Source organism: Streptomyces sp. CoH27 (assembly GCF_020181035.1).
GTDB classification, from domain to species: domain Bacteria; phylum Actinomycetota; class Actinomycetes; order Streptomycetales; family Streptomycetaceae; genus Streptomyces; species Streptomyces camelliae.
In genome coordinates, this window is record NZ_JAIQYY010000011.1 from 139,192 (window position 1) to 151,480 (window position 12,289).

Sequence of the window (12,289 nt, forward strand, 5' to 3'; positions counted from 1 at the left end):
GGTCTCCGCGGGGCCTCCCGGCCGCCGTGACTCCTGCCCGGGCCGCGCCGCGGGACGTGCGGCGGAACCACCCGGACCGGAACCGTCGCGCCGCCCCGTCCGCCCCGCACGCGGCGGCGCGTCGGGGAACCGAGCCGAGGCAGGCGGCGGAGGCGGGCTCACCGCCTCGACCCCCTCAGGCACGACAGGCTTCGCCCCACCACCCCGGCCATCACGCGCCCCCTCCCCACCGGCCGGCCGGCCGGCACGCGGGGTGAAGACGGACGGCTCGTCATCAGGGTCATCGAACAGATCGGTGTCCGCCAGGTGCGTGGGGGCAGTGCCGACGGAACCATCGGGCGCGGTGCCGGCGGGGTGGCTCGGAGCGGTGCGGGCCTGGCGGCCGGGGGTGGCATCGGCGGAGTCGGCGGGCGCGGTGCCGGCGGGGTGGCGCGGAGCAGTGTCGGCCAGGCGGCCGGGCGCGGTGACGACGGAACCGCCGGGCACGGCGGAGGGGCGTGTCGGGGGCTGCGGGCGTACCGGACTCGACGGGTGGGCTGTGGTGGACGACGGCGTAGGGGTTGGCGGCACAGCCGGGTAGGGCGGCGCAGACGCACTCGCCGGGGACGACGGACCCGGCGAGGACGACGGGCGCGGCGGCACAGGCGGACGCGACGGACCAGGCAGCCCCGACCGCCCCGACGGCCCCGACACGCTCGGCGGAGACATCGGGCGCGGCGGCGCAGCCGGACTCTCGGGACTCGACGGCCCCGGCGCGTGCGACGGACGCGGGGCGGTCGGACTCGACGGGTGCACCGGAGCCGACGGACCCGGCGAAGTCGATGACCGCGGCGGAGTCGACTGCCCCTGCAAAGGAGCCGGGCCCTGCCCAGTAGCCGAACCCTGCCCAGTAGCCGGACCCTGCGCAGCAGACGGGCGCTGCGAAGTAGACGAGCGCTGCGAAGAAGACGCATCGTGTGCGGCGGACGGAGACGGTGGAGAAGACGGGCGTGGTGGGATCGGGGCGTGGCGGGCTTCCGTGCTCATGCACCCCCCGTTTCCTCGTGCCCGGGCCGTCGTCGCGTACGTGGGCCGCCGTGCTGCTCGGCCGCGCCCGGTGCGCAAAGCTCCGTCCGGGCACGCATACCCGTACGGCCGGACCGGCATCCCGGTTCAGGTGAAGCGGGCGGGCGCGTTCCGTCGTACGTGCGCGTCACTCTACGGGTTGTCCGTCGGAGAATCAGAACCAGTCCGCGCGGCCGGGGCATCTGCCCGGAACGTCCCCCTACCCTGCGGTAATTCTGTCTGGCAGGCTTCCGTCATGACTGCGCTCGCCGCTGACCGGGCCCGTTACGACCGGGCCACCGCCCATCTCGACGCCCCCCTCGCGATCGTGGACCTGGACGCCTTCGACGCCAACGCGGAGGATCTGGTCCGCCGGGCCGCCGGGAAGCCGGTCCGGGTCGCCAGCAAGTCGGTTCGCTGCCGGGCCCTGCTGGAACGGGTCCTGGCCAAGGACGGCTTCCAGGGCATCATGTCGTTCACCCTGGCCGAGTCGCTGTGGCTCGCGCGGTCCGGATTCGACGACATTCTGCTGGCGTATCCGTCCGCCGACCGGTCCGGCTTCGCGGAGCTGGCCGCCGATCCCAAGCTCGCCGGCGCGGTCACCGTGATGGTGGACGACGTCGCCCAGCTCGACCTCATCGACGCGGCCCGTGAGGGTGGACGTGAAGTCGTCCGTGTCTGCCTGGAGTTGGACACCGCGCTGAAGCTGCTCGGCGGCCGGGTGCGGGTCGGGGCCCGGCGCTCCCCGCTGCACTCCCCCGCCCAACTCGCCGACGTGGCACGCTCGGTGGCCCGGCGGCCGGGTTTCCGGCTGGTGGGGATCATGGGGTACGAGGGGCACATCGCGGGGGTCGGGGACGCGGTCGCCGGGCGGCCGCTGCGGTCCCGGGCGGTCCGGCTCATGCAGGCGGCGGCCCGCCGGGAGCTGGCCGAGCGGCGGTCGGCCGCGGTGCGCGCGGTGCGGGCCGTCGTCCCCGACCTGGAGTTCGTCAACGGCGGCGGCACGGGCAGTGTGCAGCACACCGCGGCCGAGGGGGCGGTGACGGAGATCGCGGCCGGTTCGGGGCTGTATGTACCGCGGCTGTTCGACAACTACACGTCCTTCACCGGGCGGCCCGCGGCCCTCTTCGCCCAGCCCGTCGTACGGCGCCCGGGGGTCGGGGTCGTCACGGTGCTCGGCGGCGGGTATCCGGCCTCCGGTGCCGCCGGTCCCGACCGGCTGCCGGTGCCGTATCTGCCGCAGGGCCTGGCGTACGACCCGCAGGAGGGCCCGGGTGAGGTGCAGACCCCGCTGCTCGGCTCGCCCGCCGACGACCTCCTCATCGGTGACAAGGTGTGGTTCCGGCACGCCAAGGCGGGCGAGCTGTGCGAGCGGTTCGAGGCCCTGCACCTGATCGAGGGGGACACGGTCACCGCGACCGTGCCCACCTACCGGGGTGAGGGGCAGACCTTCCTCTGACCGGCCGGCCTACAGGGGCGTGACGTACGCGCCCGCGATTCCCCCGTCCACCAGGAAGTCGGAGGCGTTGACGAAGGAGGAGTCGTCGCTGGCCAGGAAGGCGACGGCGGCGGCGATCTCCTCGGCCTCGGCGAACCGGCCGACCGGGATGTGCACCAGGCGGCGGGCGGCCCGCTCGGGGTCCTTGGCGAACAGCTCCTGCAGGAGAGGGGTGTTGACCGGGCCGGGGCACAGGGCGTTGACCCTGATCCCCTCCCGGGCGAACTGCACGCCCAGCTCGCGGGACATGGCGAGCACGCCGCCCTTGGAGGCGGTGTACGAGATCTGGCTCGTGGCCGCGCCCATCCTCGCCACGAAGGACGCGGTGTTGATGATGGAGCCCTTGCCCTGGCGGCGCATGTAGGGGATCACGGCCTTGCAGCACAGGTACACGGAGGTGAGGTTGACCTCCTGCACCCGCTTCCAGGCCTCCAGGCCGGTCTCCAGGATGGAGTCGTCGTCCGGCGGGGAGATGCCCGCGTTGTTGAAGGCGATGTCGACGCTGCCGTAGGTGTCGTGCGCCGTCTTGAACAGCGCTTCGACCTGCTCGGGGTCGGTGACGTCGACCTTCACGAAGAGTCCGCCGACCTCGTCGGCGACGGCCTTGCCGCGGGCCTCGTCGACGTCCGCGCAGACGACGTGGGCACCCTCGGAGGCGAGCCGGCGGGCGGTGGCGAGGCCGATGCCGCTGCCGGCTCCGGTGACGACGGCGGTGCGGCCGGCCAGGCGGCGGCAGATGATGTCTTCGGTCACTGTGCGGGGCCCTCCGTGCTGATGAAGACGTTCTTGGTCTCGGTGAAGGCGGTCAGGGCGTCGGGGCCGAGTTCACGGCCGAGGCCGGACTGCTTGAAGCCGCCGAACGGGGTCCAGTAGCGGACGCTGGAGTGGGAGTTGACGGACAGGTTGCCGGCCCGGACGGCCTGGGACACGCGCAGGGCGCGGCCGAGGTCCCGGGTCCAGATCGAGCCGGACAGGCCGTAGGGGGTGGCGCCCGCGAGGCGGATCGCGTCGGCCTCGTCGGTGAAGGGGAGGAGGACGGCGACCGGGCCGAAGATCTCCTCGCACGCCGCCGCGCTGTCGTGCCGCTCCCCGGTCAGGACCGTCGGCGGGAACCAGAAGCCGGGGCCGTCGGGGGCGCTGCCGCGCAGGGCGGGGGCGTCGTCGGGGACGTACGACCGTACGCGCTCCAGCTGCTGACGGGAGATCAACGGGCCCATCTGGGTCTTCTCGTCAGCGGGGTCGCCCACGACCACGGCGGCCAGTGCGTCGGCGAGGAAGTCCCGGGCCTCCTCCAGCACCGTCTCCTGGACCAGGACGCGGGTGCGGGCGCAGCAGTCCTGGCCGGAGTTGTCCAGGAAGGAGAACGGGTCGAGGGCGGTCTTCAGGTCGGCGTCGGCGAAGACGACGTTGGGGCTCTTGCCGCCGAGTTCCAGGGTGACCGGCTTCACGAGCTTCGCGCAGCGCTCCATGACCTCGCGGCCGGTGCGGGTGGAGCCGGTGAACACGATCTTGGCGACGTCCGGGTGGTCCACCAGGGCACGGCCGGCGGTGTGGCCGTGGCCGGGGAGGACCTGGAAGACATGCTCGGGCAGCCCTGCCTCCAGGGCGAGTTCGGCGAGGCGCAGAGCCGTCAGCGGGGTGGTCTCGGCGGGCTTGAGGACCACCGCGTTGCCGGCCGCGAGCGCCGGGAAGGAGCCCCAGGCGGCGATGGGCATCGGGAAGTTCCAGGGGGCGATCACGCCGACCACGCCGAGGGGTTCCTGGAAGGTGACGTCCCAGCCGCCCGGGACCGGGATCTGCTTGCCGAGGAGGCGTTCGGCGCCGCCCGCCGCGTACAGCAGCAGGTCACGGGCGTTGCCGGCCTCCCAGCGGGCGTTGCCGACGGTGTGGCCCGCCTCGCGGACCTCCAGCCGGGCCAGTTCCTCGATGTGGGCGTCGACGGTGTCGGCGAAGCGGCGCAGCAGCCGGGCCCGGTCGGCGGGGGCGAGGGCGGCCCACCGGGTCTGGGCGCGTACGGCGCGTACGACGGCGGCGGCCACGTCCTCCTCGCTCGCGGCGGGGACGGTGGCGACGACCTCTTCCGTGGCGGGGTTGAGGACCTTCAACTCGTCTGAGTCGGACACGAATCGACCTTTCACAGGCTGGTTCACAGGCGTTCGAAGGAGCGGCGCAGCTCCCAGTCGGTGACCGCGGCGTCGAAGGCCTCCAGCTCGACGCGCGCCATGTTGCGGTAGTGGGCCACGACCTCGTCGCCGAAGGCGGCCTTGGCGACGGGGCTGTTCTCCCACAACTCGGCGGCCTCGCGCAGGGTGGTCGGGACGTGCTCGAAGTCCGCGGTGTAGGCGTTGCCGGGGCAGGGTTCGGGGAGTTCCAGCTTCTGCTCGATGCCGTACAGGCCGGCCGCGACGAGACCGGCGACCGCGAGGTACGGGTTGACGTCGCCGCCGGGCAGGCGGTTCTCGAAGCGCAGGGAGCGGCCGTGGCCGACCACGCGCAGCGCACAGGTGCGGTTGTCGTGGCCCCAGGCGACGGCGGTGGGCGCGAAGGAGCCGGGCTGGAACCGCTTGTAGGAGTTGATGTTGGGGGCGTAGAGGAGGGAGAAGTCGCGCAGGGCGGCGAGCTGTCCGGCGAGGAAGTGCCGCATGACGTCGGACATGCCGTCGCCGTCGGCCATGGCGTTGTTGCCGTCGGCGTCGGCGAGCGAGAGGTGGATGTGGCAGGAGTTGCCCTCGCGCTCGTTGTACTTGGCCATGAAGGTGATCGAGACGCCCTCCTGGGCGGCGATCTCCTTGGCGCCCGTCTTGTACAGGGCGTGCTGGTCACAGGTGACGAGGGCCTCGTCGTAGCGGAAGGCGATCTCGTGCTGGCCGGGGTTGCACTCGCCCTTGGCGGACTCGACGGTGAGGCCGGCGCCGGCCATGTCGTTGCGCAGCCGGCGCAGCAGGGGCTCGATGCGGCCGGTGCCGAGGATGGAGTAGTCGATGTTGTACTGGTTGGCGGGCGTGAGTCCTTTGTAGCCCGCGTCCCAGGCCGCCTCGTAGCTGTCCTTGAAGACGATGAACTCCAGCTCGGTGCCGACCTGGGCGGTGTAGCCGAGCTCGGCGAGCCGCTCCAGCTGGCGGCGCAGGATCTGGCGGGGCGCGGCGACGACCGGGGTGCCGTCGTTCCAGGCGAGGTCGGCGACGAGCAGGGCGGTGCCGGGGTGCCAGGGGATACGGCGCAGGGTGCCGAGGTCGGGGTGCATGGCGAAGTCGCCGTAGCCGCGCTCCCAGGAGGACATCGCGTAGCCGTCGACGGTGTTCATCTCGGTGTCGACGGCGAGGAGGTAGTTGCAGCCCTCGGTGCCGTGGTGCAGGACCTCGTCGAGGAAGAAGCGGGCGGCGAACCGCTTGCCCTGGAGGCGCCCTTGCATGTCGGGGAAGGCCAGGACGACAGTGTCGATCTCACCGCTCGCGACAAGGGCGTGCAGTTCCTCGACGCCGAGCGGGGGTGTGCGGTCTGCCACGGGAGAGCCTCCTTCGGCGCCTTCGCGCTTTTTCGGCCGAGCCGGGAGCCATAAGGTATTACTCAGAACCATTGCTTGGGAAGGGGATACGGCCGGATGTCCCGGGAGAGTGACACTCAGGGGGTCGGTGACCGGCTCGCTCCGGTGCTGCGGCCGGTGCGTGCGGGCAACGGCTTCGAGGAGGCGCTGGAGCAGATCCTCCAGGTCGTGCGGCTCGGTCTGGTGCGGGGCGGGGAGCGGCTGCCGGCCGAGCGGGAGCTGGCGGAGCGGCTCGGCATCAGCCGGGTGACGCTGCGCGAGGTGCTGAAGGTGCTCCAGGACCAGGGGCTGGTGGAGGCGCGGCGCGGGCGGTACGGCGGAACGTTCGTGCTGCCGCGCGCGGACGCCGGCGGCGAGGACGAGCTGCGGCGGCGGATCGCCGAGGTGGACATCGAGGACGTGCTGCGCTTCCGCGAGGTGCTGGAGGTGGGCGCGGCCGGGCTGTGCGCGGCGCACGGGCTCGACGACGAGCAGGCGGGCCGGCTGCGCGAGGCGCTGGCCCGCACCCACGACGCCCCGCTCGCCGACTACCGGCGCCTGGACACGCTGTTGCACCTGACGCTGGCCGAGCTGTGCGGCTCGCCCTCCCTGACGGCGCAGTACGCGGCGGTCCGGGCCACGGTCAACGACCTGCTCGACTGCATCCCGCTGCTGGTGCGAAATCTGGAGCACTCCCAGCGGCAGCACACCGCGCTGGTGGAGGCCGTGCTGGACGGGGACGCGGACGGGGCGCGGGAGATGATGCGCGAGCACTGCGCGGGTACGGCGGCCCTGCTGCGGGGCTTCCTCGCCTGAGCGCGCTCTTGTAAAGGTATGGATATGAACCTTTGAATTCCGGGGAGGGTGGCATGACGACCGTTCGACCACTGATCGGCATCAGCACGTATCTGGAGTCCGGCACGCGCTGGGGCGTGTGGGAGCTGGACGCGGCGCTGCTGCCGGTCGGCTATCCACGACTGGTGCAGCGGGCCGGCGGACTGGCCGCGATGCTGCCGCCGGACGCGCCCGAGCGCGCGGCGCAGACGGTGGCCCGGCTGGACGGGCTGGTCGTCGCCGGCGGCCCGGACGTGGACCCGGCCCGGTACGGCGCCGAGCGCGAGCCCCGCACGGGTCCGCCCGCGCCGGACCGGGACGCCTGGGAGCTGGCGCTGATCGACGCGGCGCTGACGGCCGGGGTGCCGCTGCTGGGGATCTGCCGGGGCATGCAGCTGCTGAACGTCGCCCTCGGCGGCACGCTCGTCCAGCATCTCGACGGGCACGCGGAGGTGGTCGGGGTCTTCGGCCGCCATCCGGTCAAGCCGGTGCCGGGCACGCGGTACGCGGGCATCGTCCCGGAGGAGACCGCCGTACCGGCCTACCACCACCAGGCGGTCGACCGCCTCGGCCGGGGCCTGGTCCCCTCAGCGTACGCGTCGGACGGCACGGTCGAGGCGGTGGAACTGCCGCCGGCCGAGGGGTGGGTGCTCGGCGTGCAGTGGCATCCGGAGATGGGTGAGGACCTGCGGGTGATGCGGGCCCTCGTCGCTGCCGCGGGCTGAGCCGGGGCACTGCCCCGGGCCGGGCGGAGCGGCCCCGGCGCCGTGTCACAGCCGCTGTCGGAGCCAGGCCAGCGCCGCGTCTCCCTGGGCGCGCTGGAAGGGGCGCAGGGTGGGCAGGCCGGGCGGGGCCGGGTCCAGGGAGCTGCGCAGGAAGTAGCCGGTGAGGGCGGCCAGCGTGGCGGTCACCGCGTCCGGGTCGGCGTCCCGGCCCAGGGGGTGGCTGGTGAACACCTGCTCGGGGTCGGGTCCGCCCTGCGCCCGCACGCAGGGCAGCATGACGAGCAGGTCGAACCAGGGCGCGGCCCGCAGCGCGTGCGGCCAGTCCACGAAGACGACCCCGCCGTCGGCCGTGAGCAGGACGTTGTCCGCGCGCAGGTCGGCGTGGGCCAGCGTGTCCCCCGCGGCATCCTCGGGCCAGCGGGCCTCCAGGGCGGCGAGATCGGCCAGGTGGTCGGCGGTCCACGCGCCGAGCCGGTCGCGTACGTCGCCGGCCTCGCCGTCGAGGAGCCGGCGCCAGCCGCTGAAGCTCTCCGCCAGATCCTCGGCGACGGGCGGAACGTCGAGCGGGCACGGGGTGCCGGTGCGGGCGAGCACGGTCACGGCGTCGAGCACCCGGCGCAGCTCGTCGGGCTGCCAGGGCACATGGGGCTGGCGTCCGGCCACTTCCTCGAAGACCAGCGCCACCCAGGTGCCGTCGTCGTACGTCCCCAGCAGCCGGGGTGCGGGGACGGTGACCGGGAGCGCGGCGGCGTTGCGTGCCTCCCGGCGATGCAGGCCGGGGCTGTGCGGGTTGGCCTCGGCGCTCACCGCCTTGACGAACCCGGTGCCGCCCGCCGCGGTGCGCACGCGCGCGGCGACGCCGGGTGAGAAGCCGCCGCGCTGTGTCTGCCACCGCACGACCGGCGCACCGAGCGTCTCGCCCACGGCGTGCCGGACGGCGGGCGGGAGCGCTTCCCAGGGCGTGCGGACGCCTGCGGCGGGCGGGGCGGTGTGGGTCATGCGGGCCATGGTGCCGGGGTGGCGGGGTGGCCGGCGAGCGGATTTTCAGGGGGTTGCCATGCCCGTCACCCCCGCGTCAGCGACAACAACTCCCGTGCGGGCCCCGCCGGTCGATGCCCGGTGGGCCACACCGCCCTCAGATCGCGCCGCAGCGAAACACCCTCCACCGGGATGCTGACCAGCCGCCGCATCGCCAGTTCCTCCCCCACCGCCAGCTCGCTGAGGACGGAGGGGCCCGCTCCGCTGACCGCTGATGCCTTGACCGCTGTGGTCGAGGACAGTTCGATCAGGGGGCGGGCGAGGCCGCCGAGGGCCGCGTCCAGGACCTGGCGGGTACCGGAGCCGCGCTCGCGCAGGATCAGCGGGGTGGCCGCCAGCTCCTGCGCCGTGAGGGGGCGCCGGCGGCGGGCCCAGGGGTGGCCGGGGGCCGTGACGACGATCAGGCGGTCGCGGGCGATGACCGTGGAGTCCAGGCCGGTCGGCACGTTCAGGCCTTCCACGAAGCCGAGGTCCGCCTCGCCGGACAGCAGCAGTTCCGCAACCTTTGTCGAGTTGCCGGCGAGCAGGGACACCGCCGTGTCGGGTCGCTCGGCGTGCAGTGCGAGGAGCCAGCCGGGCAGCAGATACTCGGCGATGGTCATGCTCGCCGCGACCCTGAGGCGTGAGTCCCGCCGGTCCCGCAGCGCCCGCGCCCCCGCGTCGAAGGCGGCCGCCGCCTCCACCACCCGGCGCGCCCAGTCCGTCACCAGCGCCCCGGCGTCGGTGAGCCGGGAACCGCGCGGCGAGCGGTCGACCAGGGCCACCCCCAGCTGCCGTTCCATCGAGCGGATCCGGCTGCTGGCGGCGGGCTGGGTGATGCCGACCTCGCGTGCGGCCGCGCCGAGGCTCCCCAGCCGCGCCACCGCCAGCAGCAGCTCCAGTGCGGCCAGATCCGGCACCCGGTGCGCCAGGGATGCCGTGCGCTCGTACTGCCCCTCCACCTCACTCATAAGACCAGCTTATGCCCTGATAGAAACGAACTCCCTGGTCAGCCCCTGATCCTGGCGGGATCGTCAGGGCATGGTCATCGCAGCCCATCCCGCCCCCTCCCCCGCCCCCTCCCTCCGGCGCGCCGCCCGGGTACGGCACCTCGGTCCGAACTGGTACGCCGCAGTCATGGGCACCGCCATCGTCGGCTCGGCCGGTGTCGCGCTGCCCGGACACGGGGCGGTGCCGAGCGGTGTGCTCGCCGGGGTCTGGGCGCTGTCCCTGATCGCGCTGACGGCGCTGCTCACCGCCCGCACCCTGCACTGGGTCCACCACCGCGACCAGGCCCGTGCCCACCTCCTCGACCCGGCCATGGCGCCCTTCTACGGCTGTCTGTCCATGGCCCTGCTGGCGGTCGGAGCCGGTGCCATGACCGCCGGGCTGCCCCTGCTCGGCACGGGGACGGCGGTCGCGCTGGACACCGTGCTGTTCAGCGCCGGTACGGCGGTCGGGCTCACGGCCACCGTGGCCGTGCCGTACCTGATGGCCGTACGCCACCGCGCCGAGCCGGTGGCGGCGACCCCGGTGTGGCTGCTGCCGCTGGTCGCGCCGATGGTGTCGGCCGCGCTCGGTCCGCTGCTCGTGCCGCATCTGCCGGCGGGGCAGCCCCGCGAGACCTTGCTGCTGGCCTGCTTCGCGATGTTCGGACTGAGCCTGATCATGACGCTGCTGATGCTGGCGCTCGTCTTCGCCCGGCTGGTCACCCGCGGTCCGCTGCCGCTCGCGCTCACCCCGACCCTGTTCCTGGTCCTGGGCCCGCTCGGGCAGTCCACGACCGCGCTCGCCAAGATCGCGGACGCGGCTCCCGGCGTCGTACCGGCCCCGTACGACCGCGGTCTCGGTGTCCTCGCCGTGCTCTACGGGGTGCCGGTGATGGGTTTCGCGCTGCTGTGGCTGGCGCTCTCCGTCGCGCATGTGGTGCGGGCCCGGCGTCATGGAATGGGCTTCGCGATGACGTGGTGGGCGTTCACCTTCCCCGTGGGCACGTGTGTCACCGGCGCCGCGGCCCTCGCCCGGCACACGGGCCTCGGGTGCTACGACGCGCTGGCCGTCGCGCTGTACACCGTCCTGGTCGGCGCGTGGCTGGCGGCCGCCACCGGGACCGTACGCGGCCTGCTCAGCGGCGAGCTGCTCGCAGGGCCTCGCCCAGCGCCCTCGGCGCTTCGGTGAGCGAGGGGCCGTACCACGTCAGGTGCCGTCCGCTGACCAGCGCGCAGGGCAGCCCGGGGAAGGCCTCGGGGCCGTCGTCGGCGGTGAAGCGGTAGGGCTCGTCGGGCAGGACGACCAGGTCCGGGGCCGCCGCGCGCAGCTCCTCCAGGGGGATGCGGGGGTAGCGGTCGGGGTGGCCGGCGAAGACGTGGTCCACGCCGAGGCGGGCCAGCACGTCACCCGCGAAGGTGTCCCGGCCGAGCACCATCCAGGGCCGGCGCCAGATCGGTACGACCGCCCTCGTGCGGGCCGTCGGCTCCGGCAGGGCCGCCCAGGCCGCCTCCGCCTGCGCCAGCCAGCCCGGCCGCTCCGGCGCCCCGCACGCCCCGAGCACCCGCGCCAGCTCGGCGAAGGCCTGCGGCACGCCGCGCACCTCGGTGACCAGCACGTCGAGGCCCGCCGCGCGGAGGGCGTCGAGGTCGGGCGCGCGGTTCTCCTCCTCGTTGGCGATCACCAGGTCGGGGGCGAGGGCGAGGATGCGGTCGAGCCCGGGATTCTTCGTACCGCCGATCCGGGTGATCTCCAGGTCGGCCGGATGGGCGCACCAGTCGGTGGCGCCGACGAGGGCGCCGGGGAGGGTGCAGGCGACGGCTTCGGTGAGGGACGGGACGAGGGAGACGACCCTCTTCAACGAGACCTGTCCTGAACTGCCTCGATGTGCTCCGCCACCGCCACCACGACCACCCGGGTGTCCGGCACCGTCGCCCGCCAGCGATGCCGTACCCCACCGGTCAGATACAGGGTGTCGCCGCGGCCGAGGCGGTACGCGCGGCCCTCGGCCTCGATCTCCACCGCGCCGTCGGCGACGTACATCAACTCGTCGTTGCGGTGCTGGAACTCACGGCCGGCCTCGTGGTCGCCGGTGAACTCGGAGGCGTGCAGCTGATGGTGGCCGCGGACCAGGGAGCGGGTGCGCGGCTCGCCGCCGCCCTCGGCGCACGGGTCGGCACGGACGACGTCCACGCTGGCGGCCGGATCGGCGGCGGCGAGGAGCTCCACGGCCGTGGTGCACAGGGCGTCGGCCAGCTTCTCCAGGGACGCGCGGCTGGGGCGGGCCCGGTCGTTCTCGACCTGGCTGAGGAAGGGCACGGACAGGCCGCTGCGCTCGGCCACGACGGCGAGGGTCAGTTCCAGCGTGCGGCGGCGCCGGCGGACGGCCGCGCCCACCCGCACGGGCTGTTGCTCTTTGTGGTCGCCCATCGCTCCGGCTCCCTCCCTCGCTCGTCGTGCCTCGGTCGCTCCTGATGACTTCTCTGCACCCTACGCATGTTCGGCAAACCGTTTCACGCGCCTGCCACATCCCTGTCATGTCCCCGTGTCCCCACCCTCACGGTTCACGCCAGTATGCCGGGGTCGGGGAGCAGGTGGGAGGGGTGTCCGGGTCGGCCGCGAAGATGCCGACCACCTGGGCCGGGAACGCCGGTTCGGACC

The 12,289-nt window shown here is 73.8% G+C and carries 11 protein-coding genes; 4 read left to right on the top strand and 7 right to left on the bottom strand.

The features are described from left to right. Positions 1-1,300: 1,300 nt before the first annotated feature. Complete coding sequence (locus LE548_RS19990; RefSeq protein WP_225098256.1) at positions 1,301-2,503, top strand: amino acid deaminase/aldolase; 1,203 nt, start codon at positions 1,301-1,303, stop codon at positions 2,501-2,503. A gap of 9 nt (positions 2,504-2,512) precedes the next feature. Here LE548_RS19990 and LE548_RS19995 read toward each other — a convergent pair whose 3' ends face one another. The 3 genes from LE548_RS19995 to LE548_RS20005 are packed head-to-tail and all read right to left on the bottom strand — an operon-like array spanning position 2,513 to position 6,047. Then, positions 2,513-3,295, bottom strand: coding sequence for a 3-oxoacyl-ACP reductase (locus LE548_RS19995; protein ID WP_225098257.1), 783 nt, complete (start codon positions 3,293-3,295; stop codon positions 2,513-2,515). After that, entirely contained in the window at positions 3,292-4,665 is a 1,374-nt protein-coding gene (locus LE548_RS20000) for an aldehyde dehydrogenase (protein ID WP_225098258.1), read from the bottom strand. The genes LE548_RS19995 and LE548_RS20000 overlap by 4 nt, the downstream gene beginning before the upstream one ends. A 23-nt stretch (positions 4,666-4,688) precedes the next feature. Beyond that, positions 4,689-6,047: a glutamine synthetase family protein gene (locus LE548_RS20005; RefSeq protein ID WP_225098259.1), complete on the bottom strand. Its 1,359-nt coding sequence runs from the start codon at positions 6,045-6,047 to the stop codon at positions 4,689-4,691. Between the two features lie 96 nt (positions 6,048-6,143). On the opposite strand from LE548_RS20005, the gene LE548_RS20010 reads away from it, so the two are divergent. Both LE548_RS20010 and LE548_RS20015 read left to right on the top strand, forming a co-directional pair. Then, entirely contained in the window at positions 6,144-6,881 is a 738-nt protein-coding gene (locus LE548_RS20010) for a FadR/GntR family transcriptional regulator (protein ID WP_225098260.1), read from the top strand. Positions 6,882-6,934: 53 nt separating this feature from the next. Further along, positions 6,935-7,624 (top strand): gamma-glutamyl-gamma-aminobutyrate hydrolase family protein, encoded by a 690-nt coding sequence (locus LE548_RS20015; RefSeq protein WP_225098261.1) that lies wholly within the window; start codon positions 6,935-6,937, stop codon positions 7,622-7,624. A gap of 45 nt (positions 7,625-7,669) precedes the next feature. On the opposite strand, the gene LE548_RS20020 is transcribed toward LE548_RS20015, so the two are convergent. Further along, the gene (locus tag LE548_RS20020; protein ID WP_225098262.1) at positions 7,670-8,623 is read right to left on the bottom strand and encodes an aminoglycoside phosphotransferase family protein; all 954 of its coding nucleotides are present in this window, start codon (positions 8,621-8,623) and stop codon (positions 7,670-7,672) included. A 65-nt stretch (positions 8,624-8,688) separates the two neighbouring features. Continuing rightward, positions 8,689-9,612 (bottom strand): LysR family transcriptional regulator, encoded by a 924-nt coding sequence (locus LE548_RS20025; RefSeq protein ID WP_225098263.1) that lies wholly within the window; start codon positions 9,610-9,612, stop codon positions 8,689-8,691. 70 nt (positions 9,613-9,682) lie between these two features. On the opposite strand from LE548_RS20025, the gene LE548_RS20030 reads away from it, so the two are divergent. Continuing rightward, entirely contained in the window at positions 9,683-10,819 is a 1,137-nt protein-coding gene (locus tag LE548_RS20030; RefSeq protein WP_225098264.1) for a TDT family transporter, read from the top strand. On the opposite strand, the gene LE548_RS20035 is transcribed toward LE548_RS20030, so the two are convergent. Both LE548_RS20035 and LE548_RS20040 read right to left on the bottom strand, forming a co-directional pair. Next, positions 10,767-11,489, bottom strand: coding sequence for a helical backbone metal receptor (locus tag LE548_RS20035; protein WP_225098265.1), 723 nt, complete (start codon positions 11,487-11,489; stop codon positions 10,767-10,769). The two genes, LE548_RS20030 and LE548_RS20035, sit on opposite strands and share 53 nt — an antisense overlap. Next, the gene (locus LE548_RS20040; RefSeq protein ID WP_225098266.1) at positions 11,486-12,058 is read right to left on the bottom strand and encodes a helix-turn-helix domain-containing protein; all 573 of its coding nucleotides are present in this window, start codon (positions 12,056-12,058) and stop codon (positions 11,486-11,488) included. Before LE548_RS20040 ends, LE548_RS20035 begins: the two co-directional genes overlap by 4 nt. Positions 12,059-12,289 lie beyond the last annotated feature (231 nt).